This is a genomic window from Actinoplanes sp. NPDC049118 (assembly GCF_040648555.1).
GTDB lineage: Bacteria > Actinomycetota > Actinomycetes > Mycobacteriales > Micromonosporaceae > Actinoplanes.
Genome location: NZ_JBEZDY010000029.1, coordinates 23,483 through 45,505, shown reverse-complemented (window position 1 = coordinate 45,505; position 22,023 = coordinate 23,483). Strand labels below are relative to the sequence as shown.

General features: G+C 71.0%; 19 protein-coding genes. 9 read left to right on the top strand and 10 right to left on the bottom strand.

Annotated features, from left to right (window positions below):
• The first annotated feature begins 33 nt into the window (after positions 1–33).
• Positions 34–762: a hypothetical protein gene (locus AB0B58_RS34355; protein WP_360232549.1), complete on the top strand. Its 729-nt coding sequence runs from the start codon at positions 34–36 to the stop codon at positions 760–762.
• Between the two features lie 52 nt (positions 763–814).
• On the opposite strand, the gene AB0B58_RS34350 is transcribed toward AB0B58_RS34355, so the two are convergent.
• From AB0B58_RS34350 to AB0B58_RS34340, 3 genes are read right to left on the bottom strand one after another with little or no spacing between them, the layout of a single operon-like run.
• Positions 815–5,683 (bottom strand): DNA repair ATPase, encoded by a 4,869-nt coding sequence (locus tag AB0B58_RS34350; protein ID WP_360232546.1) that lies wholly within the window; start codon positions 5,681–5,683, stop codon positions 815–817.
• Complete coding sequence (locus AB0B58_RS34345) at positions 5,680–7,752, bottom strand: flotillin family protein (RefSeq protein WP_360232543.1); 2,073 nt, start codon at positions 7,750–7,752, stop codon at positions 5,680–5,682. Before AB0B58_RS34345 ends, AB0B58_RS34350 begins: the two co-directional genes overlap by 4 nt.
• 20 nt (positions 7,753–7,772) lie before the next feature.
• Entirely contained in the window at positions 7,773–8,354 is a 582-nt protein-coding gene (locus AB0B58_RS34340) for a hypothetical protein (protein ID WP_360232540.1), read from the bottom strand.
• Positions 8,355–8,879: 525 nt separating this feature from the next.
• Here AB0B58_RS34340 and wecB point away from each other — a divergent pair.
• A complete protein-coding gene (gene wecB / locus AB0B58_RS34335; RefSeq protein ID WP_360232537.1) occupies positions 8,880–10,070 on the top strand; it encodes a non-hydrolyzing UDP-N-acetylglucosamine 2-epimerase in 1,191 nt (396 codons plus the stop codon).
• 11 nt (positions 10,071–10,081) lie between these two features.
• Entirely contained in the window at positions 10,082–10,447 is a 366-nt protein-coding gene (locus AB0B58_RS34330; RefSeq protein ID WP_360232534.1) for a hypothetical protein, read from the top strand.
• Positions 10,448–10,457: 10 nt separating this feature from the next.
• Here the strand turns inward: AB0B58_RS34330 and AB0B58_RS34325 are convergent, their stop codons facing one another.
• A complete protein-coding gene (locus AB0B58_RS34325) occupies positions 10,458–11,219 on the bottom strand; it encodes a dienelactone hydrolase family protein (RefSeq protein ID WP_360232531.1) in 762 nt (253 codons plus the stop codon).
• Positions 11,220–11,388: 169 nt separating this feature from the next.
• Here AB0B58_RS34325 and AB0B58_RS34320 point away from each other — a divergent pair, with 169 nt between their 5' ends.
• Positions 11,389–12,834, top strand: coding sequence for a cellulose binding domain-containing protein (locus AB0B58_RS34320; protein ID WP_360232528.1), 1,446 nt, complete (start codon positions 11,389–11,391; stop codon positions 12,832–12,834).
• A 182-nt stretch (positions 12,835–13,016) separates the two neighbouring features.
• Here the strand turns inward: AB0B58_RS34320 and AB0B58_RS34315 are convergent, their stop codons facing one another.
• A complete protein-coding gene (locus AB0B58_RS34315; protein WP_360232525.1) occupies positions 13,017–14,444 on the bottom strand; it encodes an MFS transporter in 1,428 nt (475 codons plus the stop codon).
• Positions 14,445–14,562: 118 nt separating this feature from the next.
• Entirely contained in the window at positions 14,563–15,234 is a 672-nt protein-coding gene (locus tag AB0B58_RS34310) for a TetR/AcrR family transcriptional regulator C-terminal domain-containing protein (RefSeq protein WP_360232522.1), read from the bottom strand.
• A 196-nt stretch (positions 15,235–15,430) separates the two neighbouring features.
• On the opposite strand from AB0B58_RS34310, the gene AB0B58_RS34305 reads away from it, so the two are divergent.
• Together AB0B58_RS34305 and AB0B58_RS34300 are read left to right on the top strand one after the other, a co-directional pair.
• Positions 15,431–17,023, top strand: coding sequence for a GGDEF domain-containing protein (locus AB0B58_RS34305; RefSeq protein ID WP_360232519.1), 1,593 nt, complete (start codon positions 15,431–15,433; stop codon positions 17,021–17,023).
• Between the two features lie 174 nt (positions 17,024–17,197).
• Positions 17,198–17,968, top strand: a complete 771-nt coding sequence (locus AB0B58_RS34300) for an SAM-dependent methyltransferase (protein ID WP_360232768.1) — start codon at positions 17,198–17,200, stop codon at positions 17,966–17,968.
• A gap of 215 nt (positions 17,969–18,183) precedes the next feature.
• Here AB0B58_RS34300 and AB0B58_RS34295 read toward each other — a convergent pair whose 3' ends face one another.
• Entirely contained in the window at positions 18,184–18,555 is a 372-nt protein-coding gene (locus AB0B58_RS34295) for a hypothetical protein (protein WP_360232516.1), read from the bottom strand.
• The gene (locus AB0B58_RS34290) at positions 18,533–18,757 is read right to left on the bottom strand and encodes a hypothetical protein (protein ID WP_360232513.1); all 225 of its coding nucleotides are present in this window, start codon (positions 18,755–18,757) and stop codon (positions 18,533–18,535) included. Before AB0B58_RS34290 ends, AB0B58_RS34295 begins: the two co-directional genes overlap by 23 nt.
• Before the next feature lie 250 nt (positions 18,758–19,007).
• Between AB0B58_RS34290 and AB0B58_RS34285 the strand changes: the two genes are divergently transcribed.
• Entirely contained in the window at positions 19,008–19,244 is a 237-nt protein-coding gene (locus AB0B58_RS34285) for a DUF397 domain-containing protein (protein ID WP_360232510.1), read from the top strand.
• A gap of 52 nt (positions 19,245–19,296) precedes the next feature.
• On the opposite strand, the gene AB0B58_RS34280 is transcribed toward AB0B58_RS34285, so the two are convergent.
• Positions 19,297–20,187 (bottom strand): helix-turn-helix transcriptional regulator, encoded by an 891-nt coding sequence (locus AB0B58_RS34280; RefSeq protein ID WP_360232507.1) that lies wholly within the window; start codon positions 20,185–20,187, stop codon positions 19,297–19,299.
• Between the two features lie 308 nt (positions 20,188–20,495).
• Here AB0B58_RS34280 and AB0B58_RS34275 point away from each other — a divergent pair, with 308 nt between their 5' ends.
• Both AB0B58_RS34275 and AB0B58_RS34270 read left to right on the top strand, forming a co-directional pair.
• Positions 20,496–20,822, top strand: a complete 327-nt coding sequence (locus tag AB0B58_RS34275; RefSeq protein WP_360232504.1) for a hypothetical protein — start codon at positions 20,496–20,498, stop codon at positions 20,820–20,822.
• Positions 20,819–21,007: a hypothetical protein gene (locus AB0B58_RS34270; RefSeq protein WP_360232501.1), complete on the top strand. Its 189-nt coding sequence runs from the start codon at positions 20,819–20,821 to the stop codon at positions 21,005–21,007. Before AB0B58_RS34275 ends, AB0B58_RS34270 begins: the two co-directional genes overlap by 4 nt.
• 77 nt (positions 21,008–21,084) lie before the next feature.
• Here the strand turns inward: AB0B58_RS34270 and AB0B58_RS34265 are convergent, their stop codons facing one another.
• The gene (locus AB0B58_RS34265) at positions 21,085–21,921 is read right to left on the bottom strand and encodes a phosphoribosylaminoimidazolesuccinocarboxamide synthase (RefSeq protein ID WP_360232498.1); all 837 of its coding nucleotides are present in this window, start codon (positions 21,919–21,921) and stop codon (positions 21,085–21,087) included.
• Positions 21,922–22,023: the final 102 nt, after the last annotated feature.

Genomic DNA, 22,023 nt, shown 5'->3' with positions numbered 1-22,023 from the left:
ACGGGCAACTGCGTGTGACGGGAGGACGGTGACGTGCGAGGCGGATTGGACGACGCGCTCGACAAGCTGGCGCGCCGGGACGAACTGCGTCGTCGTGCCGCGGGAGAGGTAAACGGCACTCCGCCGTCGGTGACGGAGCTGGTCGAGGCGATCGCCGCTGTCGTCGGCCGCAACCCTGAGCTCGGCGTGACGGTGGGTGTCGAGGGCGCGGGTGACCCGGTGCTGCTGCACTTCGCGGTCGAGGACGGCATCGTGCAGGTCAGCGCGGACAACTCGGTCGCCGACCGGGTGGCCGAGGCCGCGCCGACGTCGCCGCGGCACGCGGACTTCGACATCGACCCGGAGGAGCCCGAGCAGTACACCCCGCCGCACGGCTACGTCTTCGAGCAGCCGGCGGATCCGGGCAGAGACGCGCGCCGGGCGGACTACCCGACCGCCGACCAGTCCTACGACCGCTATGACGAGTCGTCGGCACCACGCGCACAGGACACGTTCGCGCCGCACCCGTTCGCGGCGACCCCGCCGCCCCCGGTCCCGCCGCAGACCAGCCGCCGCGTCCACGCGGAGCAGCACCGCGCGCCGGAGGATTCGAGCGCGGCCCAGCGCGCCGCATACCAGCAGGTCCCGGAGCAGCGTGGCATGCCGGCCCCGCTACCGGAGCCGATCCCGCTGCGGGTCGACACGGAGGAGACGGAGATCGCCGCGAAGCGCCTGGCGGCCCTCCTGCGCGACAACCCCTCCCTGCTTCGCTCCCAGGAGTAGGCGGCCGCCGCCAGAGTAAGCGGCGGCCCTCCGCCCGTGGCTGACCCGCCGGTCAGCTCTCCGGGCCCAGCCTCCCGATCGCCTTCTCCACGCCGGCGACCCGGTCGGCGAGCAGGCCGACCGCGCCGACCGCCCTGGTCATCGGGTCGTCGGCCGCGCCGCCCAGCGCCTGGTCGCGCACGTAGGCCGCCTTGACCTGCGCCCAGCGCTCCGCCTGCTCCGGGGTCAGCCGCCCCCGCAGCTCGGCCAGCTTCAGCAGGTTCGCCTCCGCGCCGGTCGTCAGCGTCTGCGCCTCGCCGCGATAGTGGTCGTCGATGACCGTCTCCAGCTCGGCGTCGTTCATCACGGAGACGATCCGCTCGGCCAGCTTGTTCATGTTGCGGTACGAGCCCTGCAGCTTGAACGGCGGCTCGGTACGCCCGGCGTCCGACTGCCCAGCCGAGGCGATGTACGCCCGGTTGTTGTTCAGCACGATCCGCTGCACCCGGCGCATCTTGCGCAGCACCGACAGGATCTGTTCCAACTCGGTCGCGGAGTACGGATGGCTGAGCCGGTCCGGCCGCACCGACTCGTCGCCCTCGGCGAGCCGGACCAGCAGCGGCAGGTCGGCGCGGTCGCGGGACGACAGCGGCGCCAGTACGGTGTTCGACGTCAGCGCGTTCTCCAGGTACGACATCTCGAAGACGTCGTCGCGGCCCGCGAGCACGTCGCCGAGGTTCCACACGTCGGCGCGGTTGGCCAGCATGTCCGGGATCCGGAACCGCTGCCCGCTCTCGGTGTACGGGTTGCCGGCCATGCACACCGCGAACCGCTTGCCCCGCATGTCGTACGTGCGGGTGCGGCCCTCCCAGACGCCCTCCATCCGGCGCTGCGCGTCGCAGAGCGAGATGAACTTCTGCAGCAGCTCCGGCGAGGTGTGCTGGATGTCGTCCAGGTAGAGCAGGACGTTGTTGCCCAGCTCCAGGGCGAACGAGATCTTCTCGACCTCCTGCCGCGCCGTCGCGTTCGGTGCCTCCGCCGGGTCGAGCGATGTGACGTCGTGGCCCAGCGCCGGGCCGTTGACCTTCACGAACACCAGGCCGAGGCGGTTGGCGACGTACTCCATCAGCGTCGTCTTGCCGTAGCCGGGCGGCGAGATCAGCAGCAGCAGGCCGGACTGGTCGGTGCGCTTGGCGTCGCCGGCCGCGCCGAGCTGCCGGGCCAGGTTGTCGCCGATCAGCGGCAGGTAGACCTCGTCCAGCAGCCGGTTACGCACGAAGGCGTTCATCACGCCGGGCTTGAACTCGTCGAGCCGCAGCCGCTCGCGTTCGGCGGCGGCCAGGGCCGTCCGCTGCTTCTGGTACGCCCGGTACGCCGGCACCGCGGCGGCCCGGAACTCACGGGTGCGGGTCAGCACCTCGTCCAGCCGCAGGTCGAGCCGGCGATCGACGATGCGGGGATGCGTGCCCAGCAGGCCGACCACGGTCGCGGTCAGCGCCGCCGCCGAGTCGTGCCGGGTCAGCGCCGTCCCGGTCAGCTCGAGGGCGACGGCCTCGGCGAGGTCGTCCGCGGCGCCGGCCTCCGGCTGCGCGGCCAGGAACGCCGTCAGCCAGGCGGTCACGAGCTGCCGCCGCGCGCCGACGTCGTCGTTCAGGGCGCGCAGGTCGTCCGCGTAGTCGCGGGCGGCCGCCGCCGGGCCGCTGCCGAGGGCGCGGTGGAAGCGCTCGACCAGCGTGCGGGCGCCGGCGCCGGTGACGAACCCGGCCGGCGTGCTGGCCAACTCCTCCACCAGGTACTCGCCGACCAGCGGATGGGCTCCCGCCGCCGTGCTGAGCTCCGCGCACAGGTCGGGCAGCGCGGAGCCGGCCGAGCCGAACATCTCCCGGGCACGGACCAGCGACGACGCGCGGCGCGCCCAGGCCTGCTTGTCGCCCTCGCCGAAGGCCCAGAACAGCTGAGCCTCGGCGCGTACCGAGCCGGGGTAGCGCAGCAGGCCCGCGGCGGCGCTCAGGCGGACCAGGGCCTCGAGGATCAGGGCGGCGTCGGCGTCGTGCACGCCACGCTCGTACCCCTCGTCGTACCGGGCCTCGGCGGCCCGGCGCACGACGGCGAGCAGCGTGCCGCCGGCCGCGGCCGCCGCGACCCCGGCGGGATCGTCGGCGAGCAGCGCCGCGGCAAGGTGCTCACCGCGATAGACCGACGGCGTCTCGGAGACGACGGTCTGGTTCCAGAACGGCCGGGTCGCCGCGAAGGACGCGTCCCGGACGGGGGCGCGGTAGTCGGTGCCGGTGACCGCGAACGCCAGGTCGGGCCCGTCCGGCACCAGCGTCAGGTCGATGGCCTGGGTGTTCACCGCGAACGTGTGCCGGCCCAGGCGGATGGTGGCGCCGCCCTCGCCGTACAGGTCGAGCCGGTCGCGCAGGGACCGGCCGGCCTCCTGCCGCGCGGCCTTGACGCGCCCGTCCAGCTCTTCGGCCCGGACGGTGTCGCCGAGGGTACGCAGCTCGCCCGCGACCGAGCGCAGCTTGCCGACCATCGGATCGGTGGCGAAGTAGGTGTTGACCTCGTCGAGGGTGGCCAGCCCGGCGACCCGGCGCTGCACGCTGGCGAGGGTGCGCTGTGCCGAGTCGACCAGCCGGTCGGCGCGCCGGGCCCGGTCGTCGAGCAGCGCCTGCCGGCGGGCCGCGAACGCCTCATACACCTCGGAGCGTTTGGTGCTGAGTTGGTCGACGAAGTCATCGAAGTCGCCGAACCGCGACTCCAGTGCCTCCACCTGGAGCATCAGCTTGGCGACCTGCTCGTCGCTGTGCTCCGGGGTGTCGGCGGCGGAGAGTCCGGCGGTGACCGACTGGCCGAGCAGGGCGAACTCCGCGGCGAACGCGGCCCGGCCCTCGACCGCGGCGAGCTCGCGGCGCCGGGAGTCCAGGGTGGCCCGGGCCCGGTTGACGCCGCCGAGGACCTCGCCGATCCGCTCGAGGATCGCGATCCGCACGGTCGCGTCGGCGATGTCGAGGCCGCCGACCACGTCGGTGACGACGTGCAGACCGTCGGCCTGCTCGGTGAGGCGCTCCGCGACGGGCGCGGCCTCGGCCACGGTGGCTATGCCGGCCGCGTCGGCGACCAGCTGCTCGACCGACTGCTGGTAGCTGGCGAAGGCGTCCTCGCGCTGCAGGAACTCGACGGCCCGGCGCGCGGTCGACTCGACCTCGGCGGCGAGCTCGTGCTCGAGGCCGTCGAGCCGGTCCAGGTCGACGTAGCGCAGCTCGCGTAGCGTCACGATCCGGCCCTGCGCCTGCCGCAGCGAGGCGAGCTGCCCGATCCAGGCGTCGGTCGTGGTGGGCACCTCGCCGCGGGCGCGCCGGATCAGCGACGTCGTCTCCGTGCCGGCCTCGTCGACCGCGGCCGTGGCCTGCGCGGTCAGCGCCTGCACGGACTCGTACTCGTCCAGCACCTGCTCGGCGGTCGCGCGCACCTCGGACAGCGGGGTGCGCAGGTCACCGAGGTCGCGTTCGCCGAGCCAGTGGTAGTGGTCGAAGAGCCGGGTGCAGGCGGCGATGATCGCCTCGAACACCGCGGCTGACGGGGTCATCTCGTCGACCATCCGGGCCACCGAGAGCGCGTCGGCGATGCCGCGGACCAGGTCCGCGTTGCCGACCCGGTCGAGCGGCCCGCTTCCGACGGGCTGCGCCGCCGCGTACGTGTCCGACACGTACGGCGTCTGCCACACCTGCATCGGGTGCACCCGCGACGGCTCGTCCGTCAGGTGCCGGAAGGCGATCAGCGTGCCGTCGTCGAAGAGCGAGTACCCGTGACAGGCGATCGGGGTGGCGACCTCCTTGCGGATCACGTTGTACGGCAGCAGCAGGTACCGCCCGGCGGCCCGGGCGTGGAAGACGTAGAGCACGTCCTCGCCGTTGACCGATCGCACGGCCCGCTCGAACTCCAGGTCGGCCACGTCCGCGTCGAACGTCTTGGCCACGCCGGTCGCCAGGTAGTAGCCGCCCGGGAAGATCACGCCCTGGTCCTCGGGCAGCCGCTGGCAGGCCTGCCCGATCCCGTCGAGCCGCCGCACGTCCCTGGTGCGGGTGTTGAAGATCAGGTACCGGTGCCGGGTCTCCTTGTACGGCAGCACCCGCAGCAGGATCAGCGGACCGATCCGGGCGTACGCGATCTCCGCGTCGGCGAGGCTCTGCAGCGGCTCGTCCACGGGCTCGGAGTAGACGCCCTCGCCGTCCTCGGTGTTGTTCTCGACCTTCACAGTGAGGTTTCCCCCCACCGTCTCCACGAAGACCTCGTCCTCGATGGTGACGTGCGGGTGCCGGCCGAGCACGTGCTGCTCCCGGGTGGTGAGCACCCACTCGAAGTCGTGCGACGGCGGGAAGACGTGGTCGCGTTCGCCGCGGCTGTCCACGTAGGACACGCGGTCGGCGCCGACCTTCCAGCGCAGCACCTTCAGATCGTCGACCCGGGCGCCGGTCTGGAAGACGGCCAGGACCATGCCCTCCAGCCGGCGCAGCTGCAGCAGGTGCGTCTCGCGGTAGTAGCGGTACAGCTCCGCGAAGTCGCGCTGGAAGCCCGGGTCGTCGAGCAGGCCCGGCAGCGTCGCGGCGGCGTCGAAGCGGAACGCGTCGCCGTCGCGGCTGAAGCCGTGCACGGCGAACACGTCCGAGATCGCCGTCTCGGTCTTCAGCCCGATGAAGACGTTGTAGCCGAACAGCATCGCGCCGCCGACCTGCACGATGTCGCGCGGGACGCAGTTGTTCTCGGTGCGGATGCGCTCGGCGCCGAGCAGCCGCATCTGCTGCCCGCCGAAGGTCTCCACCCGGCGGGCGTTCAGCTCCTCCGCGCGCTCGGCCAGCTCCTTGGCCTGGTTGCCCAGCCGGCCGCGCAGTACCTCATAGGTGCCGGCGTCCAGGGCGCCGGCGTCGAGGACGGCCGTCACCGCTGGGCCACCACCGTGCCGTTGGCCGGGGCCGGCGCGCCGGTCAGGGCCGAGACCTCGGTGTCCGCGACGCCCAGCTTCTTCGCCGCCGCGAGCAGCTCGCGCAGCTTGCCGGCGTCGGTGCCGCCGGCCTTGATCTGCTGGGTGAGGAACGCGGCCAGGGTCAGGTTCGCCACGTCGCCGGTCGAGACCGAGCCGAGCAGCCGGCCCAGGTCGTCGGCGATGGACGCCTCCCCGTTCAGGTAGCGCGCGCCGAGGCCCTGCGCGACGTTCGAGTGCTCGACGAAGCCGTCCAGGCTCTTGCCCATCGTGATCGAGCCGAGCAGCTTGTCGAAGAAGACCGAGTCCCCGCCGACGATGTCGATGTTCGCCTTCTCCAGGCCGGCGGCGATGACCATGGCCTGCGACTCGGCGATCTCCTTGTGCACGTTGATCCCGGCCAGCCGGATCTCCTTCTCCATCTCCAGCCGGATGCGGTACTCCTCGTGCTCGCGGGTGACGTCGTCGAGGGCGGCCATCGCGGCGGCCTTCTCGGTGAGGCCCTCGGCCTCGCCCTTCAGCTTCTCGCGGATCGCCTCGGCGGCGACCAGCGCCTTCTCCCGCTCGACCGCGGCCTCGGCGCGACCGGTCTTCTCGAGCACGTCGGCCTCGACGCGGCCGGTCTTCTCGAGCACGTCGGCGTTGCGTTCGCGGACCTGGACGTCGGCGAGGCCGGCGGCGGCCGCCTCGGCCTGCGTACCCTCGGCGAGCCGGATCTTGGCGCGGGCGTCGAGCTCGGCGGTCTGCTGCCGGGTCTCCGCCAGCAGCAGCTCCTCGCGGGCCTTGAACTTGGCGGCGGTCTCCGCTGCCTCGGCCGCCTTGATGTCCTTGACCAGGTGCTCCTGCGCCTCGGCCTCGGCCGCGATGATGATGGCCTGGCGGGTGCGCTCGGCCTCCTCGACGACCCGGAGGCGCTTGATGTTCTCCTCCTGCTCGGCGACGGTCTTCTCGACCGCGATGCGCTCGCGGATCACCTCGGCGATCGCCCGCTTCTCGCCCTCGACCTCTTTGTTCTTGGCGATCGTGGAGAGCTCGGTCTCCCGCTCTCGGCCGATGACCTCGAGCATCCGGTCCTTCTCGATGCGCTCGGTCTCGATCGCGATGACCCGCTCGCGGTTCTTCTCGGCGACCGCGATCTCCCGGTTCTTGTTCTCCTGCTGCACACCCAGCTGCTGGGCGGTACGCAGGTTCGCGCCCTCGCCGCGGAGCCGCTCCTCGGCCTGCGCGAGGACGATCTCCGCCTCCTCCCGGGCCCGGATGGTCTCGATCTCCCGGCGCTGCTTGATCTCCGCGTCCGCCTGCCGGCGCTCCAGCTCGAGGATGGCCTCCCGGGCGTCGACGTTCTGCCGGGTGATCTCCTTCTCCTCGTTGCGCCGGAAGTCGTTGGTGCGGACCGCCTCGATCGCGGTCAGCTCGGTGATCTTGCGGATGCCCTGCGCGTCCAGGATGTTCTTCGGGTCCAGCGAGATCATCGGCGTCTGCTCGAGGAAGTCGATGGCCGCGTCCTCGAGGCTGTAGCCGTTGAGGTCGGTGCCGATCACCTCGATGATCTGGTCCCGGAACTCGTTGCGCTTGGTGTAGAGGTCGACGAAGTCGAGCTGCTTGCCGACCGTCTTGAGCGCCTCGGAGAACTTGGCGCTGAACAGCTCCTGCAGCGTCTGCTCGCTGCTGGCCCGGGTGGTGCCGATCGCCTGCGCCACCTTGATGACGTCCTCGGTGGTCTTGTTGACCCGGACGAAGAACGTGATCCGGATGTCGGCACGGATGTTGTCGCGGCAGATCAGGCCCTCACGGCCGGTCCGCGCGATCTCGATGGTCTTCACCGAGATGTCCATGAACTCGGCCTTGTGCAGCACCGGCAGCACGACGGCGCCGGTGAAGGTCACGTCCACCCGGCGCACCTTCGACACGATGAGGGCCTTGCCCTGTTCCACCTTGCGGAACATGCGACCGAAGAAGAATGCGGCTCCGAGGACGACGAGCAGCACGACGGCGATGAGCACACCGAAACCGGTGGAGATCACGTCCATGTGTGAATCCTTTGTTGTCGTTACTGGTCAGGGCTCGAGGCGATGTCGGCCGGAACGACCCAGAAGAACTCGCCGTCGGCATCGAAGTCGAAGATCAGGGCGACGGTGCCCGCGCGCAGGTCGTCGTCGCCGGGTGTGCGGACCTGGACGATCGCGGACGAGCCGTCGGGTGCGTGCACCTCGGCCTGCCCGAACGTCGCGGTGACCCGGCCGGTGCGAACGACGCAGGTGAGGCCGACGAAGTCGGCGCGGGAGGGCTCGTTGCCGGCCGGCATGAACCGCCGCAGGAGCGTCACGGCCAAACGGGCGATCACCCAGGCGAGGACGAGCGAGCCGGCCAGGACGAGCGCGGCCGGGATCGCGGCGAGCAGTTCGGCGCCGGCCAGGGCGGCGAACCAGGCGACGGCGATGAACAGGGAGAGAACGATCGAGGCCGGCGCCCCGCCGAGCCCGACGAAGCCGAGGAAGCCGCCGTCCCCGCCGTCGCCCTCCGGGTCGGCGCCGCCGGCGATGACCACGATCCAGTACCCGATGACGACGACCAGGAGAGGGGTGAGGACGACGCTGGGAAAGCTGAGCACAGCATCCAGGAACCCGCCCATGCATCCGCCCCGTTCCCCGTGTCAACGCGACCGCAACCCGTCGCCGGAGGCGGCGACCTGTTCCCTTGCGGTGACACCGATGATGACAGCACCTGTCAATTCGTGCGGCCCCCGCTGAGACGACAATCCGTCACCTATTCGGCCGGATCCCGGCCCACCGACGATCGAATATGACTCTGCGTCAGTCGATCTGACCCAGCGTCACGAGATTCGGCCCACGAAGCTCGAAAACACTGAGCGTTATCAAATCCTCGTCTACCCGCGCTGGACAGCCCTGTTTGGGGTCGGCGTCCCAACGCTGCGTGACCGACCCTTTCGACGGTTTAACCCGATTGCATGACGCCTGAGATGTCTGGCATGGCCCGAAAGGCCAATTCGGGGCGGCGCCGCGGTCGCCGACCTTGCATCACGCTGGGTAACGACTAATGTCCTGTTACGTCCGAGAGCGCGGGCCTCGGCTTCCCGGCGCCCCGGTGGCCGGCGACGGCTCCGCCTGAAGGTCACCTCCCGGAAGAAGGCCTCCCAATGTCGCTTCCCGAAGTACACCTGATCTGCGGCACCCGTCCACAGGCCGTCCGGCTCGCACCCGTCGCGGTGGCGATGCGCGAGGCCGGCCTGGTCGCGCCGGTCCTGGTCGCCGGCGGCCGGTACCCGGCGATGGTCGGCCAGGCGTTCGCCGCCTTCGGCCTGGCCCCGGACGTCACGCTTCGGGTCGAACGCGGCGCGGGCAGCCGGCCCGAACTGCGCACCGAGATGATCCGGCGACTCGACGCGCTGTGGGCCGAGCGGACTCCCGCAGCGGCCCTCGTGCAGGGCGACACCACGACCAGCCTGGCGGGCGCGCTCGCCGCGTCCTGGCGGCGCATCCCCCTCGTGCACCTCGAGGCCGGGCTGCGCTCGGATGATCTCGGATCGTCCTTCCCCGAGGAGGCGGACCGCCGCCTGATCGCGCAGGTGGCCGCCCTCCACCTCACCCCGACGCCGCTCGCCGCGATGAACCTGCTCGACGAGAACATCGCCACCGGCGACGTGCTGATCACCGGCAACACCGTGGTGGACGCGGCGCTCGCGGTCGCCGCGCGCCGCCTGCCGTTCGAGAACACCGAGGTCGCCGCCGTCCGGGCGGCCGCGGCGGGTCGCCGGCTGGTCGTCGTGGCCGCGCACCGGCGCGAGACGTGGGGCGCGCCGCTGGACCGCATCCTGGCCGCGGTGCGCCGGCTCGTCGAGCGGTACGCCGACATCGACGTGATCCTTCCGACCCACCCCAACCCCGCCGTACGCGCCCAGGTGCACGCCGGGCTCGGCGGCGTCGACCGGGTCACGATCACCGGCCCGCTGCCGTACCCGGACCTGTCCCGGCTGCTCTCCGAGGCCTACCTCGTGCTCACCGACTCCGCCGACATACAGCAGGAGGCGCCTTCGTTCGGCGTACCCGCTCTGGTGCTGCGGGAGGTCACCGAGCCCGCCGGGTCGCTGCGGGCCGGCTGCGCCCGGTTCGTCGGCTCCGACACCGACGTCATCGTCGAGCACGCGTCCGCGCTGCTCGACAGCCGGGTTCGCCGCGAGGCGATGACCGCGGGCGGAAACCCGTACGGCGACGGCCTCGCGGCCCGCCGCGCCGCGCAGGCCACCGCGGCCCTGCTCGGCCTCGCCGACCACCCCGACCCGATGCCCGCCCTCGAGTCGCACGCCGCCGCGTACGGCGCGTCGTACTAAGGAGCCGGAACATGACAGGCACGGCAGAGTCGGTCGCGTTCTACGCCCGGTCCTGGATCAACCGCGACCGGGTCGCCGCCCGCCGGATGATCGCCCCGGACGCGGAGATCGAATGGAACCTGGAGGCCGCGGTCGACGACGAGGAACTGGTGCAGACGCTGCATCGGATCGCCGCGTTCGCCGACTCCGTCACCGTCGTCTCGACGACCTGCGCCGGCGACCGTGCCTCGCTCGTCTACGACTGCGCCGCCCCCTTCGGGACGGTGCGCGTGGCCGAGTTCGTCACGGTCGCCGGCGGCACGCTCAGCGAGATCCGGCAGGTGTACGACGTGGTGGCGTTGCGTCGCTACTTCCCCGGCCTGCTGGACCAGGACTGACCGCCGCGGGTCAGCCCGCGGGCGTGGGCAGCGCGTTGCCGAGCAGTTCGAAGAGCTTCTCCCAGTGCCGCCGCTCCGCCTCGGCGGAGTAGGCCGCGGCGTCGGACATGGTGAAGCCGTGCGCGGCGCCGGAGTAGACCTCGGAGCGGAAACGCACGTCCGCGGCGTCGAGGGCCGCCTCGAGCCGGTCGATCTGCTCCCGCGGCATCGCGTGGTCCCGATCGGCGTGCGCGAAGTACACCTCGCCCGTGATCCGGCCGACCCACAGATGCGGGCTGTCCGGCTCGTCGGTGGCCAGGTTCCCGCCGTGGAAGCTGGCCAGCGCGACGATCCGTTCCGGGTACGCCTCGATCGCCCTGAGCCCATTGGTGCCGCCCATGCAGTACCCGACGATGGCGGCCGGCCCGGCCGCGACGCCGTCCTGTGTGGTCAGGAAGTCCAGGTAGGCGCGGGTGTCCCGGGTGATCGCGGCGGTGTCCAGCGCCCGCATCAGCGGCATCATCCGGCCGATGATCCCGCGGCGCTGCTCGGGATCCGCCAGGCCGGCGAGATCGGCCAGGGGTGCGCGGCCGCCGCGGTAGAGCAGGTTGGGCACCAGCACGGCGTAACCCCGCTCGGTGATCCGGTCGGCCATCTCGTACAGCCGCGGGCGCAGGCCGAACGCGTCCATGTAGAACAGCACGCCCGGTAAGGGGCCGGCCCCGTCCGGGCTCACGAGGTACGCGTCGGCGACCCCGTCGTCGGTCCGCACGTCCACCATCGTCCCGCGCATGCACTGCCTCCTGATGAGTGATCGACCCCTTGGGAAGGGTCGCTCCGATTGCTAACTCTCTGCGACATCCTGCGGCGCTTCAGGGAAACTTAAGGACTTTCCCCTCTTTCTTTAATGCACCCAGGGTCAGGATCAACTCCGTCGGCAACCCCTTCGATCGGAGTCATCCATGAAACGCAACCGTCTTCGTCTCTCCATCTACATGGCCGCGGCGGTACTCGCCGTGGGCGGAGGCGCCGTTGCGGCGGTCGCGGCGACGGCACCCGCCGGCCCGGTCGGCGGTGGACTGACGGCCACGTTCAGCACGGACTCCGAGTGGGACTCGGGCTATCAGGCCCGGTACACGATCAAGAACACCGGCAGCACCGCCGTCTCCGGCTGGAAGCTCGCCTTCGGGCTCCCGTCGGGCGCGAAGCTCGGCAGCTTCTGGGACGCCGACATCACCACCTCGGGCCCCACCTCGGTGGCCGCGAACCGCGGCTACAACGCCACGATCCCGGCCGGTGCCAGCACCGAGTTCGGCTTCATCGTCGCCGGCCGCGGCGCACCCACCAGCTGCACGATCAACGGCGTCAGCTGTGGCGACATCGCACCGACCACCGCACCGGCGACCACCCGTCCCACCACCGCGCCGGCGACGACACCGCCGGCCACGGCACCGGCCACGACGCCTCCCACCAAACCGACGACGAGCGCACCGCCGGCCACCACGGCCCCGCCCGCCTCGGGTGGCGGCAACGTCCTGGTGGCCCCATACGTGGACATGGGCCTGCTCTCCAACGGCGGCACCACGCTGGCGCAGCTCGCCGCCGCCGGCAACGTGAAGTCCTACACCCTGGCGTTCGTCACCAGCGCGGGGTGCAAGGCCAGCTGGTTCAACGCGTTCGACCCGCGCAGCGGGCAGTTCGGTGACCAGATCAAGGCGCTGCGGGCGGCCGGCGGCGACGTGAAGGTGTCCTTCGGCGGCGCGACCGGCATCGAGCTGGCGACCGCGTGCACCGACGTGAAGGCGCTACAGGCCGAGTACCAGGCCGTCGTCTCGGCGTACGACCTGAAGTACATCGACCTCGACATCGAGGGCGCGGCCGTCGCCGACCCGACCACGATCGCCCGCCGCTCGACGGCGCTGGCCGCGCTGCAGAAGGCCAACCCCGGCCTGAAGATCTCGCTGACCCTGCCGGTGCTGCCGGAGGGCCTCACCGGCGACGGCCTCAACGTGGTCCGCTCGGCCAAGGACGCCGGCGTCGACCTCGACCTGGTCAACATCATGGCGATGGACTACGGCCGCGCCGGACAGGACTACGGCGACCTCGCGATCAGCGCGGTGAAGTCGACCAAGGACCAGATCAAGTCCATCTACGGCAACAGCGACGCGGCGGCCTTCAAGATGGTCGGCGTCACGCCGATGCTCGGCAAGAACGACGACAACGGCACCTTCAGCCAGAGCGACGCCCGCGACCTGGTCGCCTTCGCCACCGCCAACCACGTCGGCTTCGTCTCCTTCTGGGAGGCCAACCGCGACCGCAACGCCTGCACCGGGGCGCTGTTCCAGTGCACGAACGTGGCGCAGTCCCCGTTCGAGTTCAGCAAGATCTTCGCCGCCTTCAAGGGCTGAGGCCCTCCCGGCCGCGCGGCGTCGAGAGCCCCCACTCTCGGCGCCGCGCCCCGTTTCGCCCGGCCCGCTCGGCGATCCCCGCCGAAGCGGTCAGCCGGTAGCGCGACCGCGGGCCGTCGCCCCGATCAGGGCGACGGCCCGTCGTGCAGCGCGAGCTCGGCGGGGCCCGTCGGGGCGCCGGGTCAGGCCGCCACGGCGGCGCCGGCCAGTTGATCGGTGGTCGGCCGCAGTCTGGGCGCACCCAGCGCGATCACGATGTTGACCGCCGCGAAGAGCGCCGCGACGAGCAGGCCGCGCTCGAAGCCGCCGACCAGCGCGTCCTGCGGAACCGCTCCCGCGGCCAGCAGGCCCTCCACGTGCGAGGTCGCCAGCGTCGTGATCGCCGCCAGCCCCAGCACGCCACCGACCTGATATCCCGCGTTGACCACGCCCGACGCCGCACCGGCCTGCTCGTGCTCGACGTCCGACACCGCCGCGATCGACGCCGGCGTGCCCGTTGCGATGATGCCGATTCCGAACAGGATCAGGCCGGGCATGATCGTCAGAGCGTACGAGCCGGTGGCGTCCGCGCCCGAGAGCAGCAGCAGGCCGATCACGCTGAGCGCCACGCCGGCGAACTGCACCGGCCTGGTGCCGAAGCGGGTGACCAGCTGCGCCGACACCACCGCGCTGGCGATCGCCGCGACGCCCATCGGCAGGAACTGCACGCCGGTCTCCAGCGCGGTCAGGCCACGGACCTGCTGCAGGAAGATCGCGGTCAGGAAGAACATCGCGAGGAACGCCGCGCCGTTGAGCGCGAGCGCGAGGACCGACGTGGTCAGGCCCCGCGAGCGGAACAGGCTGAGCGGCACCAGCGGCGCCGCCGAGCGCGCCTCGACCCGGACGAAGGCGGCCAGCAGCACCAGCCCGCCGGCGAGCAGCGCGATCACCTGGAACGACGTCCAGCCTTCGGGCTCGGCCCGGATCACGCCGAGCACGATCGACAGCAGGCCGGCCGTGCTCAGCAGCGCGCCCGCCACGTCGAAGGTGCGCGTACCCGTGGAAGTGGTCCTGGATTCGCGGACGAAGAGGGGGACGACCGCCGCCAGCGCGATCGCGATCGGGACGTTGACCAGGAAGATCCACCGCCAGCCCAGCGAGTCGACCAGCACGCCGCCGGCGATCACGCCCAGGGTGCCGCCGAGGCCGGCGAGGCCGCCCCAGACACCCATCGCGATGTTGCGCTCGCGGCCCTTCGCGTAGGTCACCGTGAGGATCGCGAACGCGGCCGGCGACAGCATCGCGCCGCCGAGGCCCTGCACGGCGCGCAGCACGACCAGCTGCTCGGGGTTCTGCGCCAGGCCCGCGCTCAGCGAGGTCACCCCGAAGATCAGCAGACCGATGATAAAGAGCCGGCGGCGGCCCAGCAGGTCGGCGGCCCGGCCGCCGAGGAGCAGAAAGCCGCCGAAGAGCAGGGTGTACGCGCTGACGACCCACTGCAGCCCGGCCGCCGAGAAGCCGAGGTCCTGCTGGATGTCGGGCAGCGCCACGTTCACGATCGTCACGTCGAGCACGACCATGAACTGGGCCAGCGCCAGCACGGCCAGGGTCGACCAGGGATTGCGTTGCACCAGTCCCACCTCCCACGCGCGCCGCCCTATGCGGCGTACATGTACACCGTAGATGTACGCCGTATAGGTGCGTCAAGCGGCCATCGGGCCGAAAGGGTGTGACGAAGAACGCGCGAAATCAGCCGCGCTGGATGCCGCGGACGCCCTGCACCAGGAGATCGAGGTTGAGGGCGAAGTACTCGTCGGAGTCGCGGCAGACCACCAGGGCGGGCCCGGCCGCGATGACGTTCGGGTAGCGCTCCGGCGGCAACGACGCCAGCCGCGCCCGCTTGTCGCGAACCAGCTGGTCCCTGTCGTCATCCGCCGGCCACGGGCCAGGCGTCGGGTCGGAGGCGACGAGCGCGACGATCGCGCACATCAGGAACGTGCCGACCTCCGCCGCCTTGCCGGCCGCGAAGCCCGCCTGCCGCAGCAGGTCGAGCACCCGCTCGGCGAGCTGCAGCCCGGCCTCGGCCGCGAGGATCCGGCGCAGCGCCAGGCCCGCGAACGCGGGATGCGGGCGGATCGCCTCCAGGAAGGCGTGCAGGACGGCGCGCAGCCGCTCGTCCCAGGGGCCGTCGCCAGGCGCCGGCAGCCGCACCGCCGTCATCAGGTACTCGGCAAGGCCGTCGAGCAGGCTGTCCTTGTCGTTGAAGTGCCAGTACATGGCCATCGGCGTGACGCCGTGCTCCTGCGCCAGCCGGCGGATGGTCACGGCCTCGAGCCCCTCGGCGTCGGCCAGGGACACCGCGCTGACGATGATCGCGTCCCGGCTCAGGCGCGTCCGGGTCACGTCGCTCCGCTTGGCCATTCGACAACTGTACGACGTACATGAGACGGCACCGACGGCGGCGGCGAGGCGGATCACGTCCGCCACTCTGGGATCAGTGGTCACGCATCGCTACCCTTTGGAAACAGAGAGCGATTTCGAATTTGCGCTCAAGTACAGGCCGCCGGTGTCGATGATCGCGGTGACAACGAGAGGGGTGAGCCTGTTGGAGCCACGCGTGATCGACGCCGAAAAGCTGTCGGCCGCCCTCACCGAGCTCGAGGACCGGTACCTCTGGGACGCCGGCGCCTCCCTCGAACTCTCGATCGCGTACGAGGAGCAGGCACACGAGCTCGGCGACGAGCGGCTCGTGACCCGCGCCCGGCTCTGCCAGGCCAACATGCTGAACCGCAAGGGCGAGGTCGCCGCGGCGGCCCGGCAGATCTGGATGATCCACAAGTGGGCCACCGACCACGGCGACACCATGGTGCAGGCGCGCGCCCACCTGGTCTGGGCCAACATCCACCGCCACCTGGGCGACGCCGCCCAGTCGCTTGAGCACTCGGTGCTCGCCGTGGAGTTGCTCGACGACACCGCGACCCCGCACATGCAGGTGTGGCACCGCGCCAAGCTGGCCGACGCCCTCGGCCGCTCCGGCTCGATGGACGCGGCCCGCATGCGCTACGCGCAGGCCGAGGAACTCTCGATCGAGCTCGGCCTGCCCAAGCTGCTCATGGGCATGCTCAACAACTACGCATACACCGAGTACGCGTTCGGCGAGAACGCCCGGGCCCAGGTCGTCGCGCGACGGCTCCAGGAGCTCGCCGACAGCCACGACTTCGAGCTCGATCCCGCGGTGCTGGACACCATCGGCGTCATCGAGATCGAGAACGGCGACTACCTGGCGGCCGAGCAGACCCTGTGCGAGGCCGTCCGGCGCCACCACTCGGGCGGCTACGAGGACGCGGACGCGCTGGCGGAGTACATGCTCACGCTCGCGCGTGCGCAGCGCTTCCTGCGGGCGACGGACCGTGCCCAGGACAGCCTGGACGCCTCCCGGGCGCTCTGCGTCGAGCGCGGCCTCGGCGACGTTCTCGTACGGGTGCATCAGGAGCAGTCCGAGCTGCACGCCGCCCGCGGCGAGTTCGCGGAGGCCTTCGCCGTACACAAGACCTTCTTCGCCGCCCACAACGCGCTGCACTCGTCGCAGCGGGAGGCACAGGCCCGCACCCGGCAGGCGATGTTCGAGACGACCGAGGCCCGGCAGGAGGCCGCGCGGTTCCGCGAGCAGGCCCGCCGCGACCCGCTGACCGGCCTGCGCAACCGGCGCTACCTCGACGAGCAGCTGCCGGACCTGATCGAGGCCGGCGGGCCGCTGACGGTGGCGATCGTCGACCTGGACCACTTCAAGCGGGTCAACGACCAGCTTTCGCACGACGTCGGCGACCAGGTCCTGGTGCTGGTGGCGAAGTTGCTGGAGACCGAGCTGGCGGCGGTGTCCGCGGACGGCTTCGTGGCCCGGATGGGCGGCGAGGAGTTTCTGGCGGTCCTGCCCGGCATCGGCGCGCTGGAGGCGACCGGGCAGCTCGACGGCATCCGGCGTGCGGTGTCCGGGTACGACTGGGCGGAGCTGACTCAGGGACTGCCCGTCACCGTGAGCATCGGGGTGGCAGACCTCGGCGACGTGATCACACCAACCCAGGCAAACCTGCTGTCCTCAGCGGACCGGAACCTCTACGTGGCCAAGCACGCCGGACGCGACCGGGTCGTCTCGGGCCCGCAGCGCGACGCCTGCGACCGGTCCTATCGCGACAGTGCGTCCGCGGCCTGACGCCCGCCGCGCTCAGTGGTTTCGATCGAGCGACAGGATCGATATTGATCGTGCTCTGCCGCTAGGCTGGCCCCGAGACTCTTCACGGCCAGGGGTGGCCTAGATCAGGAGGCGGTCGTGACGCAGGGCAGCGAGGCTAGTCCACCGGTCGAGGTAGCGCCGCCCGGTGTCAACATCAACATTCCGCACTCCGCCCGCATGTACGACTACTGGCTGGGCGGCAAGGACAACTTCGCGGTCGACCGCGCGGTCGCCGAGGCGATCGTGCAGGCCATCCCGGGCATGCGTTACATGGCCGGCGAGAACCGCAAGTTCGTGCACCGCGCCGCCCGCGACCTGGTCGCCAAGGAAGGCGTTCGCCAGTTCCTGGACATCGGCACCGGCATTCCGACCCGCCCGAACCTGCACGAGATCGCCCAGCAGATCGCCCCCGAGGCCCGGGTCGTCTACGTCGACAACGACCCGATCGTCCTGGTGCATGCCCGTGCCCTGATGATCAGCACGGAAGAGGGCCGCAGCGAGTACATCTCGGCGGACATCCGCGAGCCGCAGTCGATCCTGTCGGATCAGGTCCTGGCGGAGACGCTGGACCTGACCCAGCCGGTGGGCCTGACCATGATCGCGATCCTGATGCTACTGTCCGACGCGGACGACCCCTGGGCGCTGGTGGCGCAGCTGCGCGACGCGATGCCGTCGGGCAGCCTCCTGGCGATCACCCACCCGACGGCCGACTTCAACCCGGCCGAGATGGGCCAGGCCGTTGCGGCGGCGACCGGCGCGGGCATGACGCTGGTGGCCCGCACCCGCGAGGAGGTCCGGCGCTTCTTCGGCGACTGGGAGCTGCTCGATCCGGGCCTGGTGCCGGTGTCGAGCTGGCGCCCCGACGAGCAGGTCGACAACCCGGAGGCGGCCTACTACTGGGCCGGCGTGGCCCGCAAACCCTGACCCACCGGCAACGCCGTCTTACCCGTTCGGGGTCGAGGCGGCGTTTCCTGTTTCCCACCAATCGCTGGAAGCGACGCGGGCCAGGGGGACGCTCACCCTAACCGGCCGAGCGATCCGGCACGGGGGAACCGGACCGCCCGGCCGGAGTCGGGCGGCGCGCTGTGACGCGCGCTCGGAGCGACGCCGTTGACCGGCGTCGCTCCTGGGGTATGCGATCAGGGCCGCAGACGTGGCCGCTTTCGCGACGGCGGATGCGGCAGCCGGCGGGCCCGGACCAGCACCTGCCGGCGTGCGCGCTCCCGGCCCGCCTGGTCGATCACCATGCCCTCGACCTCGAGCCACGTGTCGCCCTCGTATGGGATCGGCTTCGCCCATTCGACGCGGTCGACCCGCAACGTCAGCGGCCCGATCCCGTAGCAGTAGTCCGTCTCGGCGAAGACGTGCACCGGCCAGCGAGGAACGGCCAGCTGGATGCGTCCACTCCGGATGATCGGGGCGGCCAGCGACCAGACCTTGCGGCCGGGCGCCGCTCCGGCGCGCCGCCTGCGTGCGCAGTGAACGTGCTCAGTGATTCGCGTCGGGATCACCGCCGTCGTTTGGTTCCTGCTCGATCGGGGGAATACCTTCGGAACGGGTCAACGCATAGCGGACCCCGCCGAAGCGCTGGGACACGGTGGTTGCCCGGGTGGAGGCGGCCTCCATGTCTGTTGTCAGGCGCTCCTCCCGGTAGGCGGGATTTCCACGTTCGGTCGGGTCCGGATGGTGCGGGCCGGCGTTCGGGACAGTCATGCTCTTTCCTCCCGCTCGGGCGCCCCCGCCAGGGAGCCTCGCGTCGAGGGTCGCGGAGGCCTTTTCCGCCACCGACCCGTCACTCAAAGATGTCACCCTCCGTGACCCACTTTCAGTGGGGCTCGTGCGTTATCATGCTCACAATCATGTGAGAACGCAAGGCCGAATGCACGTGCATTTGCACAGCAGGTAGCCGGCGTGACACACATCGCCGGTCCCGCGACCGGTCAAACCGTTAGGGAGCCAAGTAATGACGCGCATTGTTAATGGCATACCCGCCGGGCAGTTGGTGGGTGTGACCTGGCAGAAGAGCGGCCGGAGCAACCCCAGCGGCAACTGCGTCGAGTGCGCCGCACTCCCGGACGGCAGCATCGCCATGCGGAACTCGCGCGACCCGGAGGGAGCCGCGCTCATCTACACGGCTGCCGAGATCGAGGCCTTCCTCGGCGGCGTCCGCGACGGAGACTTCGACAACCTGCTCCGCTGAGTCACCCGCACGGGCGATTCACTCAAGGTAAGCAAGCAGCGACCCGGATGGGTCAGGCCAGCCTGCCCACCTCGTGAAGCAGCTTGCCCAGGATCTCCTGGGTGTGGTTCGGCGGCTCGGCATCGATGCAGACGCGTTCCATGGCGATCGCGTAGTGGTCGACGTCGTCGCGCTTGTCCAGATAGATGGCGCTCGTGAGCTGCTCGACGTAGACGACGTCGGGCAGCTCCGGCTCCGGGAACCGCAGGATCGCGAACGGTCCGCCCGCCGCGGCGTGGCCACCCGCGTTGAACGGGATGATCTGCAGTCGCACGTTCGGCTTCTTCGCCGCCTCGATGAGCGCCTCGATCTGGGCGCGCATGACGTCGGGGCCGCCGATGGGCCGGCGCAGCACCGCCTCGTCGATGACCGCCCACAGCTGCGGCGGCTCGATGCGGTCCAGGATCTGCTGGCGCTGACGGCGGAGCTCGACCCGGCGATCGATCTCGTCGGCGTTCGCGCCCGCGTGACCCAGCAGGATGACGGCCCTGGCGTACTCCGGCGTCTGCAGCAGGCCGGGCACGAACTGGATCTCGTACGTCCGGATCAGCGACGCGGCGGCCTCGAGGCCCAGATAGGACTGGAACCAGGGCGGCAGGATGTCGCCGTAGTGGTGCCACCAGCCGGGGTTGTTGGCCTGCCGGGCCAGGCCGAGCAGGGCCTCGCGCTCGGCGATGTCCCGGACGCCGTACATGCTCAGCAGGTCGGCGACGTCACGCTCCTTGAAGCTGACGCGGCCCAGCTCCATGCGGCTGATCTTCGAACCCGATGCGCGGATCTCGTAGCCCGCGTCCTCCCGGCTGATGCCCTTGCCCTCGCGCAGCCGCCTCAGCTGGGCACCGAGCAGGATGCGCAGCACGGTGGGGCCGCTGTTCGGCGACTCCTCCTGCGTACCGGCGCTCACCTTGCTCCTATCGGTCGGGTTCCTGGGATGCAAGTTGCAGCCCCTTCGCCCCAGAGCATCCTAAGGGGGAGATCGTTCGGCGGGAAACCGATCGATCGGACACCCCGAACGCGCGCACGTGCCGGATGCACGTGCAGACGGCCTTGCGGACGCACTGGATCCCGAGCATGATATCTGACAGGCGGTTGCCGGGGTGCTGACGGAGCGTGCTGAAAGTTTGGGACTTTCGGAGAGCGCGCGCGGTCGACTCGCCGGGCAGACGCCACGGCCCGTCCGACGACCCGAGTCCCAGGACCAGGAGGCTCTCGATGTCGACCCCGTCCATCGCCCCGCCGCAACGCGATCCGGCCGACGTAGCACCGGCCGACAGCTACCGGAAGGCCGACCCCGTCTGGGTCTATCGCGACGGCTGGCGAGCCGGCGTGATCGAAGCGGCCTCACCCCGCGCCGTCACGGTCACCTACCGGCCCGGCTCGCACCGCGGCACCGGAGTCGACACGTTCACGGCCTCCCACGTCACGTCCCGCGCCGACGAGGACCCGACCCTCGACCACGGCGACACCGACGCGCTGGCGATGCGCCGCCCACGGATCGGCTATGACGGCGCGTTCGCCATGGGCGGTTCGGCCTCGTGACGGGAGCCGTCGCGCTCGCGGCCCTGATCGGGCTGGCCAGCCTGCTCGGAGGCGTGGCCCTGGGTTGGTACCTCCGCCGCACCAACGACTGGTGCGCGCACTGCGGCGACCAGTTGAGCTGCGAGAGCTGCGGCAGCAAGGCCGCCTGGCCACGGCCGACCGAATCCGAGACGCTCGCGAGCTGAGCCCCCGTCCGGGTGCGCCATCAGCAAGGACCGACAGCGCCGCCGGGATGTCCACATTGGCTGACCGCGCGACGGCGTCAGCGCCAACGATCTCCAGTGAGCCGCTCGTAGACCTCGACATACCGGTTACGGGTCGCCTCGACGACCTCGTCCGGAATCTCCGGCCCGGGCGCGGTGCGATCCCACTCGGTCAACGAGGACGACCAGTCCCGCAGGAACTGCTTGTCGAGATACCGCTGGGTGCCGCCGGGCTGCCACTCGTCGGCGGCCCAGAACCGCGAAGAATCCGGGGTCAGCAACTCGTCGCCGAGCTTCAACGACCCACCGGAGACCCCGAGCTCGATCTTCGTGTCGGCGATGATGATCCCCTTCGCGGCGGCGACCTCAGACCCCCGCCGGTACACCTCGAGGGTGATCCGCCGCAGCTCGGCCGCGACGTCCGGCCCGACCGAAGCCTCGACGTCACCGTAGGTGATGAACTCGTCATGCCCCTCACCCGGCGCGACCTTCGTGGTGGGCGTGAAGACGGGCTCGGCGAGCCGGGACCCCTCGATCAGCCCGGGCTCGAGCACCACCCCGGAGACGGCGCCGTCCTTCTCGTACTCCTTGAGGCCCGAGCCGGCCAGATAGCCGCGCGCGATGCACTCCACCATGACCATCTCGAGGCGCTCGCAGCGGACCGCGCGCCCGGCCCACTCGGCGGGTACCTCGGTGGCGGAGATGATGTGGTTCGGCACGACGTCGGAGAGCTGGTCGAACCACCACAGCGAGAGCTGGGTGAGAATCTTCCCCTTGTCGGGGATCGCGGTGGGCAGGACGACGTCGTAGATCGAGACCCGATCAGAGGCCACAAGCAGGATGTCGTCGCCGTCGGCGTAGACATCCCGAACCTTCCCCGAGTGCAACAGCTCCACGAGTTCCCCTTAGCCGCGTTTGACTCCAACCCCGGTCACGCTATCGGACGGTCCACCGGAAGCCTGACGACGGCTACGCGCTACCCGGCGATGTCCGACCCT